Annotated in this window: 23 protein-coding genes; 5 read left to right on the top strand and 18 right to left on the bottom strand. The window is 56.0% G+C overall.

Annotation, left to right across the window (positions count from 1 at the left end):
* Positions 1 to 63: 63 nt before the first annotated feature.
* Positions 64 to 1,290, top strand: a complete 1,227-nt coding sequence (locus tag QE435_RS18745; protein ID WP_349042295.1) for an MFS transporter — start codon at positions 64 to 66, stop codon at positions 1,288 to 1,290.
* Positions 1,291 to 1,310: 20 nt separating this feature from the next.
* On the opposite strand, the gene recO is transcribed toward QE435_RS18745, so the two are convergent.
* The 8 genes from recO to QE435_RS18705 form a co-directional block, all read right to left on the bottom strand.
* Complete coding sequence (gene recO / locus QE435_RS18740) at positions 1,311 to 2,090, bottom strand: DNA repair protein RecO (protein ID WP_349042294.1); 780 nt, start codon at positions 2,088 to 2,090, stop codon at positions 1,311 to 1,313.
* Between the two features lie 194 nt (positions 2,091 to 2,284).
* Positions 2,285 to 2,638 (bottom strand): response regulator, encoded by a 354-nt coding sequence (locus tag QE435_RS18735; RefSeq protein WP_306931919.1) that lies wholly within the window; start codon positions 2,636 to 2,638, stop codon positions 2,285 to 2,287.
* A gap of 301 nt (positions 2,639 to 2,939) precedes the next feature.
* On the bottom strand, positions 2,940 to 3,692 hold the full coding sequence (locus QE435_RS18730; protein ID WP_349042293.1) for a Crp/Fnr family transcriptional regulator: 753 nt from the start codon (positions 3,690 to 3,692) through the stop codon (positions 2,940 to 2,942).
* 192 nt (positions 3,693 to 3,884) lie between these two features.
* On the bottom strand, positions 3,885 to 4,844 hold the full coding sequence (gene era / locus QE435_RS18725; RefSeq protein ID WP_349042292.1) for a GTPase Era: 960 nt from the start codon (positions 4,842 to 4,844) through the stop codon (positions 3,885 to 3,887).
* 10 nt (positions 4,845 to 4,854) lie between these two features.
* Complete coding sequence (gene rnc / locus QE435_RS18720) at positions 4,855 to 5,574, bottom strand: ribonuclease III (protein WP_309772961.1); 720 nt, start codon at positions 5,572 to 5,574, stop codon at positions 4,855 to 4,857.
* Complete coding sequence (gene lepB / locus QE435_RS18715; protein WP_306931911.1) at positions 5,571 to 6,317, bottom strand: signal peptidase I; 747 nt, start codon at positions 6,315 to 6,317, stop codon at positions 5,571 to 5,573. Before lepB ends, rnc begins: the two co-directional genes overlap by 4 nt.
* Before the next feature lie 135 nt (positions 6,318 to 6,452).
* The gene (gene acpS, locus QE435_RS18710; protein WP_349042291.1) at positions 6,453 to 6,857 is read right to left on the bottom strand and encodes a holo-ACP synthase; all 405 of its coding nucleotides are present in this window, start codon (positions 6,855 to 6,857) and stop codon (positions 6,453 to 6,455) included.
* Complete coding sequence (locus QE435_RS18705; protein ID WP_349042290.1) at positions 6,854 to 7,432, bottom strand: DUF2062 domain-containing protein; 579 nt, start codon at positions 7,430 to 7,432, stop codon at positions 6,854 to 6,856. The genes acpS and QE435_RS18705 overlap by 4 nt, the downstream gene beginning before the upstream one ends.
* On the opposite strand from QE435_RS18705, the gene QE435_RS18700 reads away from it, so the two are divergent.
* A complete protein-coding gene (locus QE435_RS18700) occupies positions 7,431 to 7,589 on the top strand; it encodes a hypothetical protein (RefSeq protein ID WP_349042289.1) in 159 nt (52 codons plus the stop codon). The two genes, QE435_RS18705 and QE435_RS18700, sit on opposite strands and share 2 nt — an antisense overlap.
* 62 nt (positions 7,590 to 7,651) lie before the next feature.
* Here QE435_RS18700 and QE435_RS18695 read toward each other — a convergent pair whose 3' ends face one another.
* The 3 genes from QE435_RS18695 to rpoZ form a co-directional block, all read right to left on the bottom strand.
* Entirely contained in the window at positions 7,652 to 7,798 is a 147-nt protein-coding gene (locus QE435_RS18695; protein WP_296019594.1) for a DUF3563 domain-containing protein, read from the bottom strand.
* 191 nt (positions 7,799 to 7,989) lie between these two features.
* On the bottom strand, positions 7,990 to 10,224 hold the full coding sequence (locus QE435_RS18690; RefSeq protein WP_349042288.1) for a bifunctional (p)ppGpp synthetase/guanosine-3',5'-bis(diphosphate) 3'-pyrophosphohydrolase: 2,235 nt from the start codon (positions 10,222 to 10,224) through the stop codon (positions 7,990 to 7,992).
* A 148-nt stretch (positions 10,225 to 10,372) separates the two neighbouring features.
* Positions 10,373 to 10,765, bottom strand: a complete 393-nt coding sequence (gene rpoZ / locus QE435_RS18685) for a DNA-directed RNA polymerase subunit omega (RefSeq protein ID WP_306931904.1) — start codon at positions 10,763 to 10,765, stop codon at positions 10,373 to 10,375.
* 281 nt (positions 10,766 to 11,046) lie between these two features.
* Between rpoZ and QE435_RS18680 the strand changes: the two genes are divergently transcribed.
* Both QE435_RS18680 and QE435_RS18675 read left to right on the top strand, forming a co-directional pair.
* Complete coding sequence (locus tag QE435_RS18680) at positions 11,047 to 11,622, top strand: NYN domain-containing protein (protein WP_306931902.1); 576 nt, start codon at positions 11,047 to 11,049, stop codon at positions 11,620 to 11,622.
* A 183-nt stretch (positions 11,623 to 11,805) separates the two neighbouring features.
* A complete protein-coding gene (locus QE435_RS18675; protein ID WP_349042287.1) occupies positions 11,806 to 13,296 on the top strand; it encodes a methyl-accepting chemotaxis protein in 1,491 nt (496 codons plus the stop codon).
* A gap of 122 nt (positions 13,297 to 13,418) precedes the next feature.
* Here QE435_RS18675 and QE435_RS18670 read toward each other — a convergent pair whose 3' ends face one another.
* The 5 genes from QE435_RS18670 to dapA all read right to left on the bottom strand — a co-directional run bounded on the left by QE435_RS18670 (position 13,419) and on the right by dapA (position 18,504).
* A complete protein-coding gene (locus QE435_RS18670; RefSeq protein ID WP_306934800.1) occupies positions 13,419 to 14,114 on the bottom strand; it encodes an FkbM family methyltransferase in 696 nt (231 codons plus the stop codon).
* A gap of 71 nt (positions 14,115 to 14,185) precedes the next feature.
* A complete protein-coding gene (locus QE435_RS18665) occupies positions 14,186 to 16,120 on the bottom strand; it encodes an EAL domain-containing protein (protein ID WP_349042286.1) in 1,935 nt (644 codons plus the stop codon).
* 9 nt (positions 16,121 to 16,129) lie between these two features.
* Complete coding sequence (locus tag QE435_RS18660; protein WP_306931898.1) at positions 16,130 to 16,636, bottom strand: oxidoreductase; 507 nt, start codon at positions 16,634 to 16,636, stop codon at positions 16,130 to 16,132.
* A gap of 366 nt (positions 16,637 to 17,002) precedes the next feature.
* Entirely contained in the window at positions 17,003 to 17,482 is a 480-nt protein-coding gene (gene smpB, locus QE435_RS18655; RefSeq protein WP_306931897.1) for an SsrA-binding protein SmpB, read from the bottom strand.
* A 137-nt stretch (positions 17,483 to 17,619) separates the two neighbouring features.
* Positions 17,620 to 18,504, bottom strand: a complete 885-nt coding sequence (gene dapA / locus QE435_RS18650; RefSeq protein WP_349042285.1) for a 4-hydroxy-tetrahydrodipicolinate synthase — start codon at positions 18,502 to 18,504, stop codon at positions 17,620 to 17,622.
* Positions 18,505 to 18,907: 403 nt separating this feature from the next.
* Here dapA and QE435_RS18645 point away from each other — a divergent pair, with 403 nt between their 5' ends.
* Positions 18,908 to 20,983, top strand: a complete 2,076-nt coding sequence (locus QE435_RS18645) for a lytic transglycosylase domain-containing protein (RefSeq protein ID WP_349042284.1) — start codon at positions 18,908 to 18,910, stop codon at positions 20,981 to 20,983.
* A gap of 355 nt (positions 20,984 to 21,338) precedes the next feature.
* On the opposite strand, the gene QE435_RS18640 is transcribed toward QE435_RS18645, so the two are convergent.
* A complete protein-coding gene (locus QE435_RS18640; RefSeq protein WP_309773186.1) occupies positions 21,339 to 22,400 on the bottom strand; it encodes a porin in 1,062 nt (353 codons plus the stop codon).
* A gap of 262 nt (positions 22,401 to 22,662) precedes the next feature.
* Entirely contained in the window at positions 22,663 to 23,685 is a 1,023-nt protein-coding gene (locus QE435_RS18635; RefSeq protein WP_349042283.1) for a porin, read from the bottom strand.
* Positions 23,686 to 24,069: the final 384 nt, after the last annotated feature.

The following is a 24,069-nucleotide window of genomic DNA, read 5'->3' as shown; positions in this document are numbered from 1 at the left end:
GAAAAGTCGCTGGTGTGTCTACGCACGGATGAATAATGTTCTTCCCTTATCCGGAGGAAAATCATGGCTACATTATCCAGCGCGTCCACCAGCCGGCCCATGCCGTGGCTGATCATTCTGGCTGGATCGCTGATCGCCGTGATGACCTTTGGGCCGCGCTCGGCCATGGGCTTCTTCCAGCTGCCGATGCTGGCGGATACGAGTTGGGACCGGTCCACCTTCGGGCTCGCCATGGCACTGCAGAACCTCTTCTGGGGCTTGGGGCAACCCTTCTTTGGCGCACTGGCCGATAAGTTCGGCACGGGACGGGTGCTTATTCTCTCAGGCGTCCTCTACGCTTTGGGGCTCCTGTGCATGTCGTTCGGCACCTCGCCCTTCTGGCTGCATTTCGGCGGCGGTGTATTGGTCGGGCTTGGCATTGCAGCGGGCTCCTTCAGCGTCATCCTTTCGGCCTTTGCCAGGCATGTGACGCCGGAACAGCGTTCCATGGCATTTGGCATCGGTACGGCTGCTGGATCTGCTGGAATGTTCATCTTCGCGCCGATCAGCCAGGGATTGATTTCCAATTATGGCTGGTCGGACAGCCTCGTCTTCCTCAGCGTCATGATGCTTTTGGTGCCGCTCCTGGCATGGCCGCTCCGCGGCAATTCATCATCCGGTTCACAGTCGCAGGCGCAATTTCAACAAACCGTTGGTGCAGCTTTGAAAGAGGCGCTTGGACATAAGAGCTATCTGTTGCTGACCACCGGCTTCTTCGTCTGCGGCTTTCAAGTGGCCTTCATCACGGCGCATTTTCCAGCTTATCTCGGCGATATCGGTATCGAGCCGCGCTATGCGGTTATCGCAATGGCGCTGATCGGCTTCTTCAATATTGGCGGATCGCTTGCCGCCGGCGTCATCGGGCAGCGCTATTCTAAGCCGCATTTCCTCGCCTATATCTATATCGGCCGTTCGATAGCGGTAACCGCCTTTTTGCTGCTGCCGCAAACGCCTGTCTCCGTCGTTATCTTCGCAGCGGTCATGGGGGTCCTATGGCTCTCCACCGTGCCCCCGACAAACGGGCTCGTCGCCATCATGTTCGGCACGCGCCATCTCGGCATGCTGGGCGGCGTGGTGTTCCTGTCGCACCAAGTCGGCTCGTTTCTCGGTGTGTGGCTCGGCGGTTTCCTCTACGACAAACTCGGCTCTTACGATCTCGTCTGGTGGCTGGGTGTTGCGATGGGCATATTTGCCGCCATCGTACATTGGCCGATCGAAGAGAGGCCCGTCATCCGCCCTGCCATGGCATGAAGTCGAGAAAACCGAACTGATCAGCCGGTTTCACCGAGTGTCTCCGGGTGAGCGGCTACCTCGTCCAGTTTCCGCGCCAAGGCCTTCAACGCCGCCTGAACGAAACCGTCGCGGGCGGCATTTTCTTTAATCCCTCTCGGCTCATAGACGTGTCTGCTCAGAAAATGATTCGTCAGGCGGAAAGCCGCAGACAGGCTCTGGCAATCCGCAGAGGGTGCATGTGCTTCGCCAAGAAATGGAGGCAGCGCCAGCATCCTATCGGCATAGGGTGCGCCAGCCGCACGGCTGACGGCCCTCCCGGTTTTCGGCGAAACATAGACCAAATCGCTACGAATTCCGGTTGCCGCGCACTCCGTAAGGTCGAGACCGAAGCCAAGATCGTTCAATACCGCCAGCTCGAAACGCACGAACAATTCGCCAGCATCCGCCGGATCGGACAGATTGTCGAGAATGACATCGAGCGCGCGATAGAGATGCGGGTGCGGATCGCGCTCCGGCAATAGCCGCAGCAGCGCGCCCATGGCCTGGACGCCATAAACAGCCGTCGCCGTCTCCATCAACTGCGCGGCGCGCAATTGAAGCGGCTCGATCCGGTATTCTCCCAAATGATCATCGAGGCGCGCGCGCCACGTGACGTCGACACGATTACCGGCCTGAAGCACCGGCTGCATGGATCTGGACCGGCCACCCCGCACCATGCCGAGATGGCGCCCTCGAGCGCTCGTCATCACCTCGGCAATGACACTCGTCTCGCCATGGCGCTTGACGCCGAGAATGATTGCCTCGTCCTGCCACTGCATGAAGATATCGCCCAGAGCTCCAACGCCACGACAGACAATCGTAGCGTTAATAAACGTGTCGCGATCTTTCAGACTCGCGCCTTACGCTTTAGATCATTGTTCAATCGCATATCGATATCGCAAAACTGCTCAGCACTTTTGCTTGGACCGTGCTTAAAGCACTATAGCCCGCGCAAGCGGTTCGGGTCCAATAATTACGCCATCAGGCGTGAGACGAATGACTTGAGTTCTGGCTCGGCGAAAGGCTTGTCGAGAAGCGGCGTTTCGGCAAAATCCTCGGGGAACCCGCTGGTATCCCCATATCCGCTGACAAAACCGAACGGAATGGCGTGATCTTTCAACCGTCTCGCCAGTTCATAGCTCATGCCGTCCGAGAGATTAACATCCAGCAGGACGCAGTCCGGACGCGCGCGCTCCAGCGCTTCCTGGGCTTGAGCCAAAGTCGTTACGATTTCGACAGTCCCGACTCCCATCGACTGAAGGCACGCTTCGGCGTCCATTGCAACCAGATACTCGTCCTCGATGATGAGAACCCGTTGAGGCACCATATTTATTATATTCTCCCGGCCGGGCCTCAATTGGAAGGCCGATTTCATTCAATAACTTTACGAATTCCTGACATCGCAGATCACTTCCGCTACGTCATTTAAAAAAGACATATCAGGATACCGGGGGAAGCCCTAGAAATCATGATTCAAAATTCAGATGAGGCAGGCTGGTCGCACTGTGAAAGATCCCCTCGGCTGCACCGCTTCCCCTAAAGCGTGAGCGCGATCTTTCACAGTCGCTCATACGCTTTAGGCCCGTGTTTTATCGCAAACCGCTGCACATTTTTGCGTGGACGATGCTCTAAATAAATGGCCGCTTGCTGCGCGAATCGAGATCCCATCCCGCAAGGTTCGCCAGCCCTTCCTCATCCAGCACGAGACAGCCCTTGTCGATCCAGCGAATGAAGTTTCGTTCCGCGAGCTTCTTCAGCGTCTTGTTCGTGTGCACGATGGAAAGTCCAAGCGTATCTGCCACATGTTGCTGTGTGACGGGAATGGGCATGCCTTTTTGCAACAGCCCGACACGCGTCGCCCTTTGGTGCAGGAATGCCAGAAGATAGGCCGCGCGTTCGATGGCCGTTCGTCGGCCGACACTCAACAGATGGCTATCCAGCATGCGCTCTTCGCTTGCCGCGATCCACGTCAGGTCGAAGGCAAGCGAGGGGTGATCGGTGAAAAGGCTGGGAAGCCGCCCGCGCTCGAAGACGCAAAGTGTGACAGGCGACAAAGCCTCGACAGAGTGCTGCATCTCTCCCATCACAGTGCCCTGGAGTCCGACGAGGTCTCCCGGCATCAGATAGTTCAAGATTTGCCGGCGCCCGTCCTCCAGTGTCTTGTAACGAAAGCCCCAACCTTCCAGAACCGTGAAAAGATGGGCGCTGTGCGACCCCTCCATCAGGATCAATGCGCCGCTTTCGACGCTCAGTTCACCCGTCTTGAAGTGCGAAACGAAATCAAGCTCCGGCGGGGTGAAATCACGGAAATGCGGCATGTCGCGAAGCGGGCACTCTTCACATGGCGTGGTGGAAACGCCGCTCGGCTTTTTGGGAGACATGACAATCCGTTGGAGGCAAGAAATGGGGTCGAGGTATCAGTCGTATCATGAGACCTCTTTCCGCATTCTTGCGACGAGTCTCATGACGGCATGAAATGGTGGCGGGCATTCGCGATTTGATCCATCGCCGACCCACCTTGTTTTATGCATGTCTCATTCGAAAAGCGGTTATCCGCTTCGCGGTCGTTACGCTCAATTGCGCGGGAATTCCAGGCCCATCTCGCGGAAACGCTCCGGATCGTCGCCCCAGTTCTCTCTCACCTTGACGAAGAGGAAAAGGTGAACCGGCTGTTCGAGGATTTCCGAAAGCTCTTTGCGCGATGCGGATGAGATGGCCTTGATCGCCTCCCCTCCCTTGCCAAGCGCAATCTTCTTTTGGCTGTCGCGCTCGACATAGATCACCTGTTCGATACGGACCGAGCCGTCCTTGCGCTCTTCCCATTTCTCCGTCTCCACATGGGAGGCGTAGGGCAGTTCCTGATGCAGACGCAGGAAAAGCTTTTCACGGGTGATTTCCGCTGCGAGCTGGCGCATCGGCAGATCGGAAATCTGATCTTCCGGATAATACCAAGGCCCCTGCGGCAATTCGCTTGCCAGATAGTTCATCAGGTCGTCACAGCCGGAGCCGTTGGTGGCGGAAATCATGAAGGTGCGATCGAAGGCAACGATGTCGTTTGCGGCAGCCGCAAGCTTCAGAAGGTCTTCGCGCTTCACCTGGTCGATCTTGTTGAGACAGAGGATCTTCTTCTGGCGAACGTCCTTCAGGCCTTCCAAAATGGTTTCTGCGTCACCTTTCAGACCGCGCTCACTATCGATCAGCAGTAAAATGACGTCCGCATCCTTGGCGCCACCCCAGGCAGAGGTGACCATGGCCCGGTCCAACCTGCGGCGTGGCTTGAAGATGCCGGGCGTATCCATGAAGACAATCTGGGCATTGTCATGAATGGCGATGCCGCGCATCACGGCACGCGTCGTCTGCACCTTGTGGCTGACGATCGACACCTTGGCGCCCACCAACCGGTTGACGAGCGTCGACTTTCCGGCGTTGGTCGGCCCGATCAGCGCTACGAAGCCCGAACGTGTCGGGGCAGCTGCCTTGGCATTATCGTCATTGCCCTCACCGGGCGCTGCGGTGAAATCATTCTCGGTCATGAGTGTCCAATCAGTTTGCGGCAGATGGTTTCTGCCAGACGCCTTCGCGTTCCAATAGTTTTGTCGCAGCGACCTGTTCTGCCGCACGCTTCGAGCGATCGACACCCGTCTCCGGCGCAACGCCTGGAATTTCCACCGTCACCGTAAAACGCGGATCGTGATCCGGTCCGGAGCGATCGTCAACCCGGTAGTTGGGGGTTGCTGCGAACTTCGCATGCGCCCATTCCTGCAACTCGGTCTTTGCATCGCGACGCCCGGCATCGGCGCCGTTGGCGCGGCCTTGCCAGTATTTCAGGATGAAGCTGCGCGCAGCCTCCAATCCGCCGTCCAGATAAATGGTGGCGATCAGGCTTTCCACTACATCGGCACGCACGTTCAGCATGGCCTTACCAGTCAATTTCTTGACGTCGGAGCCCGTACGGATGAAGAGATGCAGTCCCATTTCATCGGCAATCGCAGCGCAGGAATCGGCACTGACAAGCTGGTTCAAGCGAACCGAAAGCTCGCCTTCCGTCGCGTTGCGGAAGGTGGAGAACAGCAATTCGGCAACGCAGAGCCCGAGAACACGGTCTCCGAGAAACTCCAGACGCTCGTAGTTGCCGGCCTTCGCGGAGCGGGCACTTGCATGTGTCAAGGCCCGGTCAAGCCGGGCCTTTTCCTTGAATTCATATCCGATCAACGCTTCCAGACGGGCGATCTCGTCCATCTGGAGCGGCTTGGCCTTACTCATTGAACAACCTTGAAGATGCGATCCCAGCGCATGTTTGCGGGCCATTCCCAGATATGGCTGAACGGTGTGTCGTTGCCGAGCGAGAAGAAGATGACGCTTGCGCGGCCAATCAGGTTTTCAGCGGGCACGTAACCGACGTCGAAACGGCTGTCGAGCGAGTTGTCACGGTTGTCGCCCATCATGAAGTAGTGACCTTCAGGAACGATGAACTCGCGCGTGTTATCGCCACGGCTGTCCGGCGACTGATCAAGCGTATCATAGCTCACGCCATTGGGCAGCGTTTCGCGGAAGACTGGGACATTAGTGCCTGGATCCGCACGGTAATCCGAGGTGAAGAAACCATCTGGCTCCTTCGGAACCGGGTTGCCGTTGATGTAGAGCACACCATTCGTCACCTGGATGCGGTCCCCAGGCAGACCAACGAGGCGCTTGATATAATCCACCTCAGGATTTGGCGGCAGACGGAAGACGACAACGTCACCCCGCTTCGGCTCGCTGAACTCGAGAATGCGGCCCGAGAAGAGGTTCGGCGAGAACGGCAGGGAATATTTGGAATAGCCGTAGGAGAACTTGTTGACGAACAAATAATCCCCCACCAAGAGCGTCGGCATCATCGAGCCCGATGGGATGGTGAAGGGCTGAAACAACACGGTGCGAATAACCATCGCCAGCAGAAGAGCCTGAACGATGACCTTGACGTTTTCCCAGAGGGCGTTCTGCTTCTTTTCTGCTTTTTCGGACACTTAGAGACCTGTCTGCTCGTTCTTCGTCGTTGTCATAGACCGCTGCACGGTCTTTTGAGATGCTTTAGTGCCTTTCCGGACCAAAGGGAAGCTTTTCTATTGAGATGCAGCCCCAGCGACGTTGCCGCTGTGACATCATCCGGAAACAGGAAGCGCCTCGATAATGACGAAGGCTTGCGCATAGGGAAAGTCATCCGTGATCGTCAGGTGGATCACCGCCTCATGACCGGCCGGCAGCATGGCCTTCAGGCGCTCTTCCGCCCCATTGGTGAGATGCATCGTCGGCTTGCCACTTGGCAGGTTGATGACGCCCATGTCCTTCCAGAACACACCTTGCGCCAGCCCCGTGCCCAACGCCTTCGAGCAGGCTTCCTTGGCCGCGAAGCGTTTCGCATAGGATGCGGCACGGTTCTTGCGGCGGTCGGATTTCTCTCGCTCGATGTCGGTGAAACAGCGATGCGTGAACCTGTCACCGAAACGTTCGATGGACGCCTCGACCCGGCGGATATCTATGAGATCGCTTCCGAGACCAATAATCATTCAACCAAATCCATCATGGCATTACGATTTGCGGCACGCGCAGAAATTTTTTGATGCTTGCGCTGGCGAAAACCACTGATGATCGCATAGACTACCGCATAGGTGACGACGGCCGAGATCGCGGCCGGAATCAGTGAGCCAATCGTCATCGGCTCTAGAACCGGCTTCCATAATTGCAGGAAGTTCATGTGGGCGAATATTTCCACAAAATCCACGCGCCCCGCCACCTCGCCGCCATTACGACCAAGGATGAAATGACCGAGCTCCCAAGTGGACGCCCATATCAGCGGGAATGTCAGTGGGTTCGCAAATGTCGTTCCGAGTGCCGCAGCAACGAGATTTGCGCGCAGAACAAAGCCGATCATCATGGCGATAAGAATATGGACGCCGAGAAACGGTGTCCAGGAAACGGCCACGCCCGTTGCCGCACCGGCGGCCACCGCGTAGGGCGATGCCGAAAGGCGAACCAGCTTCAACTTCATATAGCGAAGCGAACGACGCAGCCCCATACGAGGCCAGAGCGAGGCGATGAGTCTTTCGGAGAGTTTTGCAGGACGGCGGCGGCGAAATGGCATGAGCGGACTTTATGTCATCGCCCGCATTCCGCCAAGTGGCGAAAACGGCACCGCACTCGAGCGTGTCACGATAGCGGGCATCCGCCGTTCACGCTTTCATTCTTTGGTTCGTCAAATTCCCGATCCGCAGATCGGTCAGCACTTTTACGGGACATGATCTTGGCGGAGCCCAACGGCTCCGCGCCAAGCGTGGCGGCATGGCCGCCATGCATTTTTGTCTTATCTACGGAACATGCCGCGATCAACTTCGCGCTGGCGAAGTTCGAGATCGACATTCGATACCGAGCCGCTGAGGTAATCGAATTCGCGTTCCTGAACCGACTTGCCACGAACAGCGCGGGCGATCTTACGAAGCGGTGCAAACATTTGCATATCCTTTCCAGATTTGAGGCTCTGTCTTCAACGGCAGGAATGCCGGAGGAAACCTCTGTTGCTCTTGATTTCTGGAGTGAAAATAGCTGCGATACCGCCTGATGACTACGGATAAGACAAGGCCGCTGCCATGCAAGAATCGCATAGCAGCGGCCTTAAAGTCACTTTATTGAGCACTTGATGCATCAATCGAAGGCACGTTTGACCGTTGAAACGCAATCAAGGTCTTTCAACTGCGAGAGAAGCTGGTTCAGTTGGCGTAGATCCCAGACTTCCACGTCGAGCGACAGCTCCGAAAAGTCCGTGCCGATACGCACCATGTTGAGCGCCCGAATATTCACATCCAGCGTCGCGATGGATTGTGCAACGGAGGCCAGCGTCCCAGGCTCATTCAGCGCGTTGATCAACAGCCGCGCCATAAAGCGGGACTTGTTTGCCTCATCGAGATCCCAGCGCACATCGATCCAGCGTTCCGGCTCATCGTCAAACCGTTGGAGTGCAGGCGACTGGATCGGGTAGATGGTGATCCCCTTCCCCTTCTCCATGATGCCGACGATACGATCGCCGGGGACGGCCCCGGTCGCGCCGAAATGGACTTCGACATTATCGGACAGACCGCGGATCGGCATGGGATCCGGGCCATCCAGCACTTCGGTGGCGCCATCATCCTCCATTGCTGAGCGCGACTTTCCGGGAATCTTGAAGATCATGCCGGAAGCGCTTCGCATATTGAACCAGCCGTCGTCGCCGGTCATCTTCACGGTCACGCGCTCATCCTGGTAATCTGGGAAGACTGCACGAAGGACATCCAGAGAGGACACCTCACCGCGACCGACGGCCGCAATAGCATCCTCTACGTCTTTATGCGCCAAGCGGTGCAGGACCGGCTTTAGCGCTTCGCGCGAGAAGGTCTTGCCAGCGCGCTCGAATGTGCGCTCCAAGATGCGATAGCCCAGACCTGCATATTGCTTGCGGATGGCCATGCGTGTCGCACGACGGATCGCCGAACGCGCTTTACCGGTGACGACGACCTCTTCCCAAGCGGCAGGCGGCACCTGCACGCCGGAGCGAATGATTTCCACCTCATCACCGTTGTTAAGGCGCGTGACGAGCGGCATGATGCGGCCATTGATCTTCGCGCCGACTGTGGTGTCGCCGATATTGGTGTGGACGGCGTAAGCAAAGTCGATGGGGGTCGCGCCGCGCGGGAGCGCAATGAGCTTGCCCTTTGGCGTAAAGCAGAAGACCTGGTCCTGGAACAGTTCGAGCTTGGTGTGCTCGAGGAACTCTTCCGGGTTATCGCCTTCGGCAAGCGATTCGATCGTGTGACGCAGCCAGGAATAGGCGTTGGTTTCGGTCGAAAGCTGTTCCGTGTCGCCCGTTTCGCCATCCTTGTAGAGCGAATGCGCGGCGATACCGAATTCGGCAATCTCGTGCATGCGTCGCGTGCGGATTTGCAGTTCAATACGCTGGCGTGACGGACCGACGATGGTGGTATGGATCGAACGATAATCGTTCTGCTTGGGCGTCGAGATATAGTCCTTGAAGCGGCCAGGTACCACGCGCCAGCGCGTGTGGACAATGCCAAGCGCACGGTAACAGGAAGGGATATCCTGCACGAGTATGCGAAAGCCGTAGACATCGGACAATTGCTCGAAGGACAGCGACTTGGACTGCATCTTGCGAAAAACAGAATAGGGCTTCTTCTGTCGCCCCTTGACCATAGCGCCTTCGACGCCATTCGCCAGCAGCAGTTCACGCAGTTCGTCCTCGATCTTCTTGATCAGTCCCTCATTGCGCTCTTCCAGTTCCTGCAGTCGCTTGGTCACGGTCTCGAAAGCATCGGGATTGAGATAGCGGAACGAGAGGTTCTCAAGCTCGTCGCGCATGTCCTGCATACCCATGCGGCCTGCGAGGGGCGCATAGATTTCCATCGTCTCTTCGGAGATGCGGCTGCGCTTGTCGGCCGGCATATGCTCCATGGTGCGCATATTGTGCAGGCGGTCGGCAAGCTTGACCAAGAGCACGCGCACGTCGTCTGAAATTGCCAGCAGCAGCTTGCGCAAGTTCTCGGCCTGTTTGGCCTTTTTACTGACGAGATCGAGCTTCTTGAGCTTCGTCAGGCCTTCGACCAGCCGTCCGATATCTTCTCCGAACATCTCGTCGATTTCAGCGCGTGTCGCGCTGGTATCCTCGATCGTGTCATGCAGGAGAGCAACCGCAATGGTGGACTCATCCAGATGCATTTCGGTGAGAATCGCCGCCACTTCCAGCGGATGGGAGATATAGGGGTCACCATTGGCCCGCTTCTGCTGGCCATGCTTCTGCATCGCGTAAACATAGGCCTTGTTCAGCAAGGCCTCATTCACATCAGGCTTGTATGTCTGAACCCGCTCCACGAGTTCGTATTGTCGCATCATGAATGGGATGCCCCGAAAAAAGAAAGCGCGCCAATTGACGGGGACGGCCCCGCCGGATTGGCGCACGATGATACATAATCCAGGATAAGATTATGACGACAATCATTTACAGAGCGTAACCGGACGAAAACCGGCACAGCGCCCGGTTTTAGTAGTCGTCGTTCTTTTCCGGCGGCACAAGACCTTCGATGCCAGCCAGAAGCTCTTCTTCCGACATCTGGTCGAAGGTGATGGTTTCAGGAGCGTCGTCGTCTTCGCTCTCACTGGTCGCATTGGCTGCAAGCGTCACCGGATCGGGCTCAGGCTCGTCCACTTCCACATGCTTCTGCAGCGAATGAATCAGATCTTCCTTCAGGTCATCGGGCGAAAGCGTCTCATCGGCAATCTCGCGAAGGGCAACGACAGGGTTCTTGTCGTTGTCGCGGTCAACCGTGATCTGAGAGCCCTGCGAAATCTGGCGTGCGCGGTGGCTTGCCAGGAGAACGAGCTCGAAACGGTTGTCTACTTTGTCAATGCAATCTTCTACTGTGACACGGGCCATTGCCTGTCCTTTGCGGGTCGTGATGTCGCTGATTAATGGTCCCGATATAGACATTGTCCGCGAATTTCAAGTTTTTCCTCATTTCACGTGCTTTGTCTTCTACAGGACGCAACCACACGCACCGTTCAGAAGTTAGTGCAAATTGTAGCGGTGGGTCTGGACTGCGAGGCAAACGAGCTTATATGAAAGCTTAATAATGTATCACAGACCAAGATGTTAGCTGGTATTCGATACTCTTATTATATTCGCGGCTGGGAGCCGCTTTGGAGGAACCCTTTTTTATGTTCGACCCACGTGAGAAAATTGCGCTCTTTATTGACGGGGCAAACCTCTACGCTGCATCGAAAAGCCTCGGTTTCGATATTGATTACCGAAAGCTACTGAAGGCTTTTCAGAAGCGCGGATATCTCTTACGCGCCTATTATTACACTGCCCTCATCGAAGACCAGGAATATTCCTCCATTCGTCCGCTGATCGATTGGCTGGACTATAACGGCTACAAGGTCGTGACAAAGCCTGCCAAGGAATTTACCGACGCCATGGGCCGCCGCAAGATCAAGGGCAACATGGATATCGAGCTTGCCGTCGATGCCATGGAACAGTCCGAGACCGTGGACCATCTGGTTCTCTTTTCCGGTGACGGTGACTTCACGACGCTGGTGGACGCGCTGCAACGCAAGGGGCGCAAGGTGTCCGTGATCTCTACGATGTCAACGCAGCCGCCGATGATCGCCGACGATCTTCGCCGACAGGCCGACCACTTCATCGATCTTCTGTCCCTCAAGGCGGAAATTGGTCGTGATCCTAGCGAACGCGCTTCCCGCCCACCGGTCGAGACCGCTGAAACGGTCGAGTGAAGACTTAAGCAGTTCTTTTGATTGCGACAGGCGCTAAGGTTCGATCCTTAGCGCCTGTCCACCACCTATCAAAGGTTGATTTACTGTTTTAGCAAATATTTAAGCATAGTTGTGTTTTCCTGCCCCGATCGATTTTTTGCGTGCAGTTGGGGAACGTGCACGAATAGTAGGGGCTGTTTTACTATGACGGGGCTGCACAACAATTCTCAATTGACCGAGCGACTTGATTTCCTCGGTCTGGATTCGGAGCAGAGGCAGGATCTTGCCGCTCTGAAAACAACGATCACCGACACGCTCAGCAGCTCGCTCGACGCTTTCTACAAGAAGGCAAGAGCCGTTCCAGAAACCGCGAAGTTCTTCTCCAGCGAAGCGCACATCCAGCATGCCAAAAACATGCAGGTCAGCCACTGGACACGTATCGCATCTGGCGTCTTCGACGCGGATTACACCAAGGCGGTGAGTGCTATCGGACGCACCCATGCGCGATTGGGGCTTGAGCCGCGCTGGTACATCGGCGGCTACGCCCTTGTGCTGGAAGGTATCATCAAGGCCATCGTCGAATCGGAAATGAAAGGCTTTCTGGTCGAGAAGAAGGGTAAGAAGGTTACCAAGGGCATCAGTGCAACGGTCAAGGCTGCGATGCTGGACATGGATTACTCGATTTCCGTTTATCTCGATGTGCTTGCCGACGAGCGTGCGAAGGTTGAGACGGAACAGAAACGCATGAAGGAAGAGCAGGACCACGTTCTGGCGCTGCTGAACAGTGCGCTGGACCGGATGGCGCAAGGTGATCTCACTGCGCGTATCGACGGCCCCCTGCCCACAGAATTTAACGGCCTCAAGGAAAACTTCAATGCGGCCATCAGCCGTTTGTCCGGAGCCTTTTCCGAGATCGTTGAAGAGTCCCACAAGATCGCCAACAATACGCGGGAATTGACATCCGCGACCGACGATATGGCGCGGCGCACCGAGCAGCAGGCTGCCTCGCTCGAAGAAACAGCCGCGGCGATTGATCAGATCACCACGATCTCGAAGCAGTCCGCCTCAAGGACGGAAGAGGCCCAAGCGATCGTCAAAAGCTCGGCCGAAGAAGCGGCGCGCTCCCGTCACATCGTCAGCGAAGCCGTTGAGGCCATGAGCGCGATCGAGAGCTCATCACAGAAGATCACGCAGATCATCAGCGTCATCGACGAGATCTCCTTCCAGACGAACCTTCTGGCGCTGAATGCCGGCGTCGAAGCAGCACGTGCCGGTGAAGCCGGCAAAGGCTTTGCTGTCGTCGCACAGGAAGTTCGCGAATTGGCCCAGCGCTCGGCTTCCGCCGCCAAGGAAATCCGCACGCTGATCGACAAGTCGTCGCAGGACGTCGCCCACGGTGTCTCGCTCGTCAACCGCACCGATGAAGCGCTGAACTCCATCGGCGGCAAGGTCGACGATATTCATGAGCATATCGGCGCGATCACCCAAGCCGTGCGCGAACAGGCCGTCGGAATCCAGGAAATCAATATGGCCATCAACAGCATGGATCAGCTGACGCAGCAGAATGCGGCGATGGTGGAAGAGACCAATGCCTCTACCCACGGCTTGAGCGATATCAGCAGCAACCTTGCGTCGCTGATTTCACGCTTCCACGTCGAAAAATCGATGACCTATCAGCAGCGCCGCGCAGCCTAAAAGCACGTCGCGCAAAAAGTGTGCAGCGGTTTTGCGATAACAACAGTTAAAACGTGGGAGCGAATCTGAAAGGTCGCCCCCACGCTTTAGATCGAAAATGAGAAGGCCGAATGGTCTTCTCATCAGTCCACGTCAGGATCATATTCCCGCGGTCCATCATCCTTGGCAAAGAGGACGCAAGGGCCTCGAGATCCCCGAGGATCATAGGCAAAACCTTTTTCCGCCAGCGCCTGGGTAATGTCGCGAACCCCCGAAAGACCATAGAGATGATCGTGGAGTTCGACGAAAATCCGCTCCACGCCCTTTAGCGTCGCATCGCGCAGCAGATCACGCTCCGCCCCTTCGATGTCCATTACCAGTACGTTGATGTCATGACGCTGGATGAAGGCGTCGATGTTCTCCGACCCAATCTCAATACTGCTTTCATAGGGACCCTGCTGCTCATCCATGGATGACATCCACAAATCGCGCCGAACATAGAAGACATGCGTATCAGGATCCCCGGCGGTCAAAAGCCCCTGGGAGAAACGCACATTGCTGGCGTCGTTTGCCGCCAGAATTCGCTCGGCAAGACGCGCAGTAGAGGGGTTGGCCTCGAAAGCGAAGACTGAAACGTCCGGAATGCGTGCAATCACCGACGTGATGACCCCGATGCCTGAACCAAGCTCCAGGACCCGGTCGCCGGGTCTGACAGCGCGCGCCACGCTCCGGGCTTCCTTCGCTTCGTAGCTGCCATCCTTCAACGCCTGCCATATCACCGGTGAGACCTCGTCTGATGACAGTCGCAAGAGGACACCGTGTATCTCAAACGCTTCCATCATGCGTCCTTTCAAATTCTTATTAGGGGAGCGAAGCTCGTTGGGTTGAAATGGCAGGCGATCAAGAACCTTCACGCATAGATGCCATAAGCGGTAAGTTCGCTTGCGGGAACAGGTTTGCCTATGAGGTAGCCTTGGATCTGGTCGCAGCCAAGCTGACGCATATAAGCGAACTGTTCTTCCGTCTCCACACCTTCGGCGATCATCGTCATGCGCAGCTTGCGGCCGAGCCCCACCACAAACTCAACGATGGCTAACGCATCCTGGCTGCTGGTAATATCCGTTAGGAAAGACTGGTCGATCTTGAGCTTATCGAATGGAACGCGGCGCAGATTGCCAAGCGATGAGTAACCCGTGCCGAAATCGTCCATCGCCATGTTGATGCCGACCGCCTTTAGGTTCCCAAGAATAGCAAGCGTCTGGTCGCTGTTGCCGAGAAGCACGGATTCGGTGATCTCCATTTCGAGACGCGCGGGATCGAGACTGCTCTTTTCCAGCGCGTCGACGACGTTTTGAATGAGATTGCTACTGTGAAGCTGAACAGGCGAGAGGTTGATGGCGATCTTGATATCCGGCTTCCAAAGCGCGGCCTCCTTGCAGGCCGTCTCCATCACCCATTTTCCAAGCGCGTTTATAAAGCCGGTTCTTTCTGCGACAGGAATGAACTCCGCCGGAGGAACGCGCCCACGGACAGGATGAGTCCAGCGCAAGAGCGCTTCAAAACCACAAATATCGCGGGTCTCCGTTGATACTTGCGGCTGATAGTAGACCTCCATCTCATTGTTCTGGAGAGCGGCCTGCAGATCCGCTTCAAAAGATCGCTTCTCTGCCAATTGGCTCTGCATATAGGGTCTGTAAACACTGAGACTTCCCGCCCCTGCCCGCTTGGCCTCGTAGAGCGCAAGATCCGCGTGTTTCAGCAATTCATCGGCATGGGACTGCCTGTTGGAGATGGCAATGCCGACACAGGTGCCGATCTTAATCTCCATATCACCGATATGGTATGGGCTGGCGATCCTTTCGACCAGGGAGCGGGCAAGACCGAGTGCTTTTTCCTCGTCGAGATTGTCCGCGACCAGCGCGAACTCATCGCCTCCCAGCCGACAGATCAGCTCGTGATTCTTCCTCATCGGCAGAATGCGCGCAGCCACGGCCTGAAGAAGGCTATCGCCAACATCGTGACCCAGCGTGTCGTTGATCTCCTTGAAACCGTCGAGATCCAAAAGCAGAAGTGCAACCTTATCGATGCCGGTAGGAGGATCGAGCCTGCGTACGAGCTCACGCCGAAAAAGCGCGCGGTTGGGAAGGTTTGTCAGTGCGTCATGATAGGCATCATACTCGAGCCTTAGATTATTAGACTGCAACTCTAACGTTGCAGTCCGTAATTCTTCAGCCAAAAGTGTAAGCTTTGTCTGGGCGCGGTCGAGCAGTTGGTTGTGCCGCAAGAGGAGAAAGATCAACGCCATGCCGCACAGGATCAACCCTCCTGCGAGCCCGGTGTAGATAATGTGAAGCTTTCGGACTTCCGCATGGGCGGCGTCGATCATCTCGACGTCATTGGCAACGGATGCAGCAGCAACAGACGTCAATTGCGGAACGAGACCGCTTATCGTCGGAAGCAATGCCCTTGCTTCAGCGGGGCTTAAGCCTTCGAGCCTATTGTCGATATCCTCAAGGACCTGATTGACGTCTCCAATGACCCGGCGCATCTCTGGCTTGGCGTCGATGAAGGCCGCCAGGCTCCCTTCCTTGAGAGAGCTCATTCTGCCAAGCACGATATCGAGGCGGAGGCGCAGCTCGTCCTTATCGATCCCTTCTATGCCGAGAGCATATTCCGCGAGCAGGCTTTCGAAACGGATATATTCACTCACAGTCTGGCTGACAGCCCATGAGTCATTATAGCGAGCGAATTTTTGAAGCGCGTTCTGCCGCTCAGCTATCACATAAGCGATATAGCCGGTGGCGAGTATGAAGCAGCAAACAACGACTGCCAGCGCCTTTCGCAAATGTCACCTTTATTCAACTATGAGTTTGGCAACTTGCCAAGCGGAGCGCGTGTAGTAGGTCTGCGATTGAAGTTCTGGCATGCTATCATAAGGATATATGATGAAGAGCGGCCCTTTATCCCTCACCTGCATATATTCGCCGTCACGCTTCATAGCAAGAATGACATTGTATTGGGTAAAATCCTTCACAGGAATTGTGCTGACGTAATCGTTCAGCGCCACGGCCCTGACGGTTTCTCCCTTAGCGCCGACGAACTCCATCAGCTTGGCCATGGAAACGCCTTCGAAATGAACACGCGTCTCGTACCACGGCGTCTGCGTTTCGATCGTCACGAGCCCCATCTTTTCCAGCATGGCGCGATCGAATTGCGCCGTACCATTGACGTTGGTCTTGGAAATGTTGCCCGAAATGGTGAGGATCGGCTTCCCTGTCGGTGCGGGAAAGCTCTGTGAAAATGACGTTCCTGAAGAAAAACAGAGTAGTAGGAGACAGAGTGTGAAGCGAACGATAGTCATGGGAGCAAGCCCTTCGAGCCGAAATGATACGGAGGCGAGACCGCTCCACAGCCTCCGATTTAAGGTTGTATTAAATTAGAATATATCGAACTAACTTCGCACGGTTTAGATCCATGGAGACAAGGCGAAGATTCAATCGACTCATGATACGCGTCTTCACGTTACTTAAAAACCGGGAAAAGAATCATCTTATGCGAGAAGCCCAGAAGCACTCTCTCCTAAGCGTTTCCTTTTCCAATGGTAAGAATGGATCTGATCATCTGCCCTTGACCCGTCGGCGATGGATAACAGCATATCAATCAATTCGTACTGGGGAAGCGCTGCCGTCATTCGACTAGCGCGGCTTTCACACCAGCCGCACTTTTCTCAACCGCCTGTCTTGAGCAGCCTTGACTTCTGCCGGTTCCAGTCGCGCTCCCTTTCCGTCTCACGCTTATCGTGGAGCTTCTTGCCTTTTGCCAAGGCCAGTTCAAGCTTCGCGCGGCCCTTTTCGTTGAAGTAGATCTTCAACGGCACCAAGGTCATGCCATCACGGTTGATCCCCGCGCGCAAACGATTGATCTCTCGCTTGTTGAGCAGCAATTTACGGCGACGGCGGGGCTCGTGATTGAACCGGTTCGCCTGAAGATACTCTGGAAGATGGGAGTTGATCAGCCAGATTTCGTCGCCTTCATCAGACGCGTAGGATTCGGCGATATTGGCCTTTCCTTCACGCAGCGACTTCACCTCGGTGCCTGTCAGTACAAGCCCCGCCTCGTATGTGTCGAGTATCTCGTAATTGAAGCGCGCCTTGCGGTTTTCCGCGACGACCTTGTTCACGATGCGCTGGCTGCCTTTGGGGGCCATGTCCTGTTCCATTTCTCTGCCCGCACGCCGAATGACGTGCGACTTTCGGCGCTTATGTAATCAAAGCAGCGCTGAAAGTGAAGATGCGCGACTTGCGCGCATCTGTCTTATCCTATCATGCACGCACTTTGCAGCGCTTAGCTCATCAGGCCTGCATGCTTGAGAGCAGCGTCGATTGCCGCCTCTGTCGATGGTTCCAGCGTGTCCATCAGTGGCGAGCGAACTTTGCGGCTTCCATTGCGCGTTCGGGAGATCGCATATTTGGTGCCGCAGACGCCGGGCTCCATGAAAATGGCCTTGTGGAGCGGCATCAGACGATCCTGATAATCGAGCGCCAGCGCGTAGTCTCCGGCAGCCATCGCCGCCTGGAACTCGGCACAGAGCCGCGGCGCGACGTTGGCAGTGACAGAGATACAGCCTACGCCGCCATGGGCATTGAAGCCGAGTGCCGTGCCGTCTTCTCCCGACAGCTGCACAAAGTCCTTGCCGCAATGAATGCGCTGCTCGGAAACCCGATCCAGCTTGCCGGTGGCGTCCTTAACGCCAACGATATTTTTATGCGCCTTGACGAGTGCACCCATCGTCTCCGGCGTCATATCAATCACCGATCGCGGCGGGATGTTATAGATGATGATGGGAAGATCGACCGCTTCCGCTATAGCGGAAAAGTGAGCGAAAAGCCCCTTCTGCGTCGGCTTGTTGTAGTAGGGCGTGACGACGAGAAGCGCATCCGCGCCGACTTCCTGGGCGTGAAGCGCAAGTTCGATCGCCTCACTGGTGTTGTTGGAACCGGCGCCGGCAATCACCGGGACCCGTTTGCCCGCAGCCTCAACGCACAGCTCGATCACCCGTTTATGCTCGTCATGCGACAGGGTCGGTGACTCCCCCGTGGTGCCGACGGGCACGAGGCCGCTGCTGCCTTCGGCGATCTGCCATTCCACATGGGCGGCGAAAGCCGTTTCGTCCACAGCACCTTCAGCTGTAAACGGCGTAATCAGGGCGGGAATAGATCCCTTGAACATGCAAAACTCCTTGCGGTGAGCCAGTTCATGCTTCAGCCGCATTCCGTGGTTAAAACGGTTGTCACATTAGTTGGGAGCCAGTCGGCCCACAAGCTTTTAACCGCGGCTTTCAGCCAGGAAACGTAAATTGTTTCGCGGCCAAGTCCCGTCTCCAGCCTCATCACAAAAGTGACTGGTTTGAAGCGTGTTGTCGGCGCAATGTTACCGAAATTTGATCGAATGGGAGGCATTCGCTTAGGGTTTCGTTAAGGCTACGAGCAGCTAATGGATGCAGGAGCGACGTGCCGTGGACATTCACCCGCAAAGGGTGATGTGAAACGCAGATGTCGCGAAGGCGCAGCCTCTCGTCTTTTTTAGAGGGAGCTGTCGGTCGTGTTCGGTATTGTCCGCTGGTGAGTAAGGGATGAAGAAAACAGCAGCTTTTGGTTTGATCATCGCGGGTGTCGTCGCAACCGTTTGGAGTGCGTGGGCGGGGCCGGCGTCGGAGAACGTTGTTCCCCTGCCATTCGCGCGCCCCAATGCGCCTGCCGTTCCGGCTTTTTTGCCTGCCTCACCGGAAGTAACAGGCTCGATCATCCGCCCGGCAAACCCGGTTGACGTCACACAACTTAAAGCAGGGCTCGATGCGCTGTCCAATAGGGATGCCAGCGGGGCGATTGCGATTCGCAACAGCCTCCCCTCAACGAGTCTCGACCGTCATATCCTCACCTGGGCAATTGCCATTTCGGGCCAAAAAGACGTTTCCTCCGCGGAAATTGCGGCAGCGCAACGGGAACTGGACGGTTGGCCAGGCCTCTCTACGCTAAGAGCCAATTCGGAACGCGCGATGCTGCGGGAAAATCCTTCTGCTGCACAGGTGCTTAGCGCACTCGGCTCCTCCAGACCTGAAACGCCTGAAGGCACCATTGCGCTGGCGCATGCCCTCACCTCATCCGGCAACGCGGCTCGTGCCCAGCAACTGATTCGCCAGTTGTGGGTGAGCGAAGGCATGGATACCGATCTCGAAGATCGCGTCATTGCTGAATTCAGCGGCAGTCTGTCTCAAGCCGATCACAAGGCCCGGATGGACTATCTCATGTATCGCAGCCGTGTCAGCCAGGCCAAGCGGTTCGGAGATCTCGGCAAGGCACAGTCGCTCTACAAGGCTTGGGCCGCTGTTCTGCAACGCGCCAACAATGCGCCAGCCTTATTGAATGCCGTCGAGACTTCCTGGCGAAACGATCCGGTCTACCTCTTCGCTCAGATCGAAAACCTCCGTCATCAGCAAAAATATGAAGACGCTGCAAAACTTCTGGCGCGCGCGCCGAAGGAGAGCGAGAAACTTGTCAATCCTGGGGAGTGGTGGAACGAGCGTCGGATCGTTGCCCGCGGGCTTGCAGATCTCGGGGATTTCCAGGGCGCTTATCGCGTCGTGGCTAACCATTCGGCAACCTCGCCGGTAGACGTGGCCGATGCTGAATTTCATGCGGGCTGGTACGCTCTGCGCGCGCTGCGGGACCCGGCGCTTGCCGCGCGGCATTTCAACGCACTTCTTGCAGCATCAAACCGGCCACTTTCCGCCTCGCGCGCCTATTACTGGCTTGGACGTGCAGCAGAGGCCGGAGGCCCGGGCAACGCGCGCGACTATTTCTCCAAGGCAGCGTCTCATCCCGGCACATTTTACGGCCAGCTTGCCGCCGCGCGCATCGGTGTCACGACCCTCAACGTCACATACCCATCGCCAAGTGCTGACGATCGTAGCCGATTTGCTGGTCGCGAAGCGGTGCGTGCTATAGAGCGGCTCGAGGCGGCAGGCTATAGCTGGCGGGCAGACGGGATCTACCGCGCGCTCGCGGACCAGATCGACAGCCCCGGTGAATTGGCAATCCTCGCAGCGCGCGCCGAGCGCAACAACAATCATCAGGTCTCGCTCCAGATCGGCAAAACGGCGTTCAGCCGCGGTATCGATGCCGCTGCCCTCGCCTACCCCATTGGCGTCATCCCGGTGAGCGCCAATATCTCCGGTTCGGGCAAGGCACTCGCCTATGCAATTGCCCGGCAGGAAAGCGCTTTCAATCCGGCTGCCGTCTCGCCCGCCAATGCGCGCGGCCTGCTGCAACTTCTGCCTGGAACTGCCAAGGGTGTCGCCAGCCGCCATGGCATGGCTTACACGCAAGCGAAGCTAACAACCGACGCCGGATATAATGCCACTCTCGGCGCTCACTATCTCGGTGAGCAGATCGATAGCTTCGGCGGATCCTACATCCTGACCTTCATCGCGTATAACGCCGGACCAAAGCGCGTGCCAGAATGGATCGCCCGCTACGGGGATCCGCGCGGAAAACCGATCGATGAGGTTGTGGACTGGATCGAACGTATTCCGTTCCCTGAGACACGCAACTACGTTCAGCGCGTGATGGAAAACTATCAGGTCTACAAAACGCGGCTTGGTCAGCAAGCGGACATCGTCAACGATCTACGAAACGGTCGTGCAGGTTGACGCTTGAGCGACTGTATCGATTGGTCTTTGGTCGCTCTCGATCATGTTGCGCAAGAACCAAGGCGTGCTGCGAGCTTTCAGATTCGCTCGCTACGCTTTCGATCTTTAGCCAACGCATGTCGCTATCGCTAAACCTGTGACCACTTTCGCGCTGCATGCTTCGAAAGCGAAGAAGGTTTTACAAGCAACTTTCACACTTCAGACCTGTTCTCCGGCGTTCATGCTCACCGCAAGGTAACGCGCGCTTCTAGCTATAAGCCCTCGCCCACGTTGCTATCACGGGCCCATCAGCCAATCCTCCCAAACAAAAAAGCCCGGCGCGGAGCCGGGCTTTTGTCATGCTTTATAAAGGCGCTTAGAAATCGCGCTGCAAGCGAACGAAGCCCGTCCAGAACTCCGGACGGTTGTCTTCGTCATAATAATTTGCCGTCACCTTGGTCGTGAAACCTTGCACAACCTTGTAATCGACGGTGAGGCCCGCGGTCCAAGCATCATTGTTTGACCAGCCGGTATTGACGATGTCGAAAGCGGCGTCCTTGGTCGCCACATTTCCAAGCCACTGAACGCCGGGCGTGATAGTCAGTTTGTCGGTAACCTTATAAGCGTATTCAGCAACGACAGCCCATTCGGATAGCGCGTAATAGGCATTGACGCCGGATGCGTAGACGCCAGCGAAGCTGAAGGCACCGGGGCCGACATCGAAGGAGCCGATCAAGCGGACGGCACCGTCTTCACGATCGGTATCGTAACCGCCGATAAGCGACAGGCTGCCACCACCGAACTTGCCAGCCAAGCTTCCAGCAATACCGACGTTGTTATCCACCGTGGTGTCACCCACGAAGGTGATGCCTTCCAACTCGTCCACCGAAATCCCGGCAGAAAAAGCACCGGCGTCGTAGGAGTAACGAATGGAGTTAAACAGGGTGTTGGAAGAGAGAAGATCCGTCTCGCCGGAGAGATCGTCATCCCACCAGCTGTAGAACTTACCGACCTTCAGCCCTCCGAGTTCGATGAAAGCCTGGTCTACGAAAAGGCCGGAACCGGTATCACTGGTGTTTGTGGTCGATGCAGCGGCGGAGCCACTATCGGCGTTGCCACGGAAGCCGATGAAGCCGCGCAAGGCGCCAAGTTCGGTATCCGAGCGGACATCCATTTCGAACTGAGCACGTGTGAAGCTATCCCAATCGGACGTGCCGGACTCGTTGCGACCAAAATCTGTTTCAAAACGAATGTAACCGCCGAACTTCAGGCAGGTCTCGGTGCCCGGAATGTAGAAGAAACCAGTGCCGAATGCGTCGCAAACGCGAACATATTCCAGTGGCTCAGGCTCAGCGGCGACGATGGCGTCGGCTGCATGTGCGCTAGGCACGGTTGCAAGTGCTGCAGCGGCACCAAACAAAAAGCTCTTGATGTGCATATCGATCTCCAAGCGAATCAGGAGAAGCAGCGGCCAAATCGCAAACATGCGTTGCTTCTTACATTCGAGTAGATGCAAAGACGCACCGCAACGCAACAAGCATCGAGTTAATTCGGGGACCTTACGATCTTCTTCTTTCAGGACTGTGGCGGAACCACAACAAAATGTGATCGGAAGCCAATTTGATGACCGCGACCATCCCCTCCAAAACAAAAACCCGGCTCGAAGGCCGGGTTTCCGTCACTGACTAGGTCAGATCAGATTAGAACGAACGCTGAAGGCGAACGAAACCAGTCCACTGCTTCGGTGTATTGTCGATGTCGAGGTAGTTGACAGCGACCTTCGTCGTCAAACCTTCGACGATCTTGTAGTCAACCGTCAGACCGCCCTTCCAACCGTCGTTGTTGGAGAACGTGTCCTGAGAGACCAAGCCGTAGCCGTTGTAGTACTGAACGCCGGGGGTGATGGTCAGCTTGTCAGTCGCATTGTAAGCGTACTGAGCAGCAACTGCCCATTCGGACACTGCGAAGTAAGCATTTGCGCCGGAAGCCCAAACACCAGCCAAACCAAGTGTGCCAGGACCAAGGTCAGCCGTAGCGATGATGCGAGCTGCACCGTTGCTGCGGTCAACGTCGTAGCCACCGATAACTTCAACAGCTGCGCCGCCGAACTTGCCGCCGAGAGCGCCAGAGAAGCCTACGTTGTTCGGCTGGTCGCCGGTAACAGCGTAGGTTACGCCTTCCAGTTCGTCAACAGACAGACCAGCGTAGAAGGAGCCAGCGTCATAGGTGTAACGAATGGAGTTGAACAGCGTGTTGGAGGAAAGCTCATCCGTTTCGCCGGAGAGATCGTTATCCCACCAGTTGTAGAACTTACCGACCTTCAGGCCGCCGAGTTCGATGAAAGCCTGCTCAACGAAAACAGCGTCGTTAGGAAGGGTCGAGCCAGCAGCATCAGCGTTGCCCTGCAGACCGATGTAGCCACGCAGAACGCCGAGTTCGGTGTCCGAACGTGCGTCGATGTTGAACTGGCCGCGCGAAACAGCGTCCCAGTCAGACGTGCCAGACTGGTCGCGGCCGTAGTTAACCTGGAAACGAACAAAGCCGTCGAACTTCAGGCAGGTTTCGGAACCAGGAATGTAGAAGAAGCCAGCGCCGAAAGCGTCGCAAACGCGAACGTATTCCAGTGGCTCAGGCTCAGCAGCGACGATCGCGTCAGCGGCCTTTGCGCCAGATACTGCTGCAAGAGCTGCAGCGGAGCCAATGAGAAGGCTCTTGATGTTCATGTTGACCTCCAGTCAAGATTGATGAAGCAGCCCGTCGATCCAAAACGTGTAAGTGCTGCTCTGAAAGTGATTAGACCGGAATGGTGAGAGTCGCGCAATCAAAGAGGCTATAAATTTGTCACAATGCTAGGGCCTTCAATCTTTACTGTTGCAATTCAGTTACAAAATTAAGGCGAGCATATAGATTCATTAATAGAGGCTTAAAGTCCATATTTTTATCCAATAAATTACTAATTTAGAACCTTTTAACGTTATAATGTGACGCACCACTCCTTGCGATATAGTACTAAATAGCCCCACGTTGCGAAAAATTAGATAGCAAAATAATACATAATATTAGAATTTTATTATTTAGAACTTCAATTGACCAGCCGACGCTATGTC

The sequence above is a fragment of the Agrobacterium sp. SORGH_AS 787 genome (assembly GCF_030819035.1).
GTDB lineage: Bacteria > Pseudomonadota > Alphaproteobacteria > Rhizobiales > Rhizobiaceae > Agrobacterium > Agrobacterium larrymoorei_B.
This window is presented reverse-complemented; position numbering and strand designations above follow the sequence as displayed.

Excerpts from the sequence above, each read along its gene's own strand:
- smpB (WP_306931897.1), bottom strand. The coding sequence starts at position 17,482 with ATGGCCCCCAAAGGCAGCCAGCGCATCGTGAACAAGGTCGTCGCGGAA.
- rnc (WP_309772961.1), bottom strand. The coding sequence starts at position 5,574 with ATGAGTAAGGCCAAGCCGCTCCAGATGGACGAGATCGCCCGTCTGGAA.
- QE435_RS18735 (WP_306931919.1), bottom strand. The coding sequence starts at position 2,638 with ATGGTGCCTCAACGGGTTCTCATCATCGAGGACGAGTATCTGGTTGCA.
- QE435_RS18705 (WP_349042290.1), bottom strand. The coding sequence starts at position 7,432 with ATGCCATTTCGCCGCCGCCGTCCTGCAAAACTCTCCGAAAGACTCATC.
- recO (WP_349042294.1), bottom strand. The coding sequence starts at position 2,090 with ATGCAGTGGCAGGACGAGGCAATCATTCTCGGCGTCAAGCGCCATGGC.
- QE435_RS18660 (WP_306931898.1), bottom strand. The coding sequence starts at position 16,636 with ATGACTATCGTTCGCTTCACACTCTGTCTCCTACTACTCTGTTTTTCT.
- acpS (WP_349042291.1), bottom strand. The coding sequence starts at position 6,857 with ATGATTATTGGTCTCGGAAGCGATCTCATAGATATCCGCCGGGTCGAG.
- era (WP_349042292.1), bottom strand. The coding sequence starts at position 4,844 with ATGACCGAGAATGATTTCACCGCAGCGCCCGGTGAGGGCAATGACGAT.
- QE435_RS18670 (WP_306934800.1), bottom strand. The coding sequence starts at position 14,114 with ATGGAAGCGTTTGAGATACACGGTGTCCTCTTGCGACTGTCATCAGAC.
- QE435_RS18700 (WP_349042289.1), top strand. The coding sequence starts at position 7,431 with ATGAGCGGACTTTATGTCATCGCCCGCATTCCGCCAAGTGGCGAAAAC.
- rpoZ (WP_306931904.1), bottom strand. The coding sequence starts at position 10,765 with ATGGCCCGTGTCACAGTAGAAGATTGCATTGACAAAGTAGACAACCGT.
- dapA (WP_349042285.1), bottom strand. The coding sequence starts at position 18,504 with ATGTTCAAGGGATCTATTCCCGCCCTGATTACGCCGTTTACAGCTGAA.
- QE435_RS18695 (WP_296019594.1), bottom strand. The coding sequence starts at position 7,798 with ATGTTTGCACCGCTTCGTAAGATCGCCCGCGCTGTTCGTGGCAAGTCG.
- QE435_RS18640 (WP_309773186.1), bottom strand. The coding sequence starts at position 22,400 with ATGCACATCAAGAGCTTTTTGTTTGGTGCCGCTGCAGCACTTGCAACC.
- QE435_RS18690 (WP_349042288.1), bottom strand. The coding sequence starts at position 10,224 with ATGATGCGACAATACGAACTCGTGGAGCGGGTTCAGACATACAAGCCT.
- QE435_RS18635 (WP_349042283.1), bottom strand. The coding sequence starts at position 23,685 with ATGAACATCAAGAGCCTTCTCATTGGCTCCGCTGCAGCTCTTGCAGCA.
- QE435_RS18730 (WP_349042293.1), bottom strand. The coding sequence starts at position 3,692 with ATGTCTCCCAAAAAGCCGAGCGGCGTTTCCACCACGCCATGTGAAGAG.
- QE435_RS18745 (WP_349042295.1), top strand. The coding sequence starts at position 64 with ATGGCTACATTATCCAGCGCGTCCACCAGCCGGCCCATGCCGTGGCTG.
- QE435_RS18645 (WP_349042284.1), top strand. The coding sequence starts at position 18,908 with ATGAAGAAAACAGCAGCTTTTGGTTTGATCATCGCGGGTGTCGTCGCA.
- QE435_RS18680 (WP_306931902.1), top strand. The coding sequence starts at position 11,047 with ATGTTCGACCCACGTGAGAAAATTGCGCTCTTTATTGACGGGGCAAAC.
- QE435_RS18675 (WP_349042287.1), top strand. The coding sequence starts at position 11,806 with ATGACGGGGCTGCACAACAATTCTCAATTGACCGAGCGACTTGATTTC.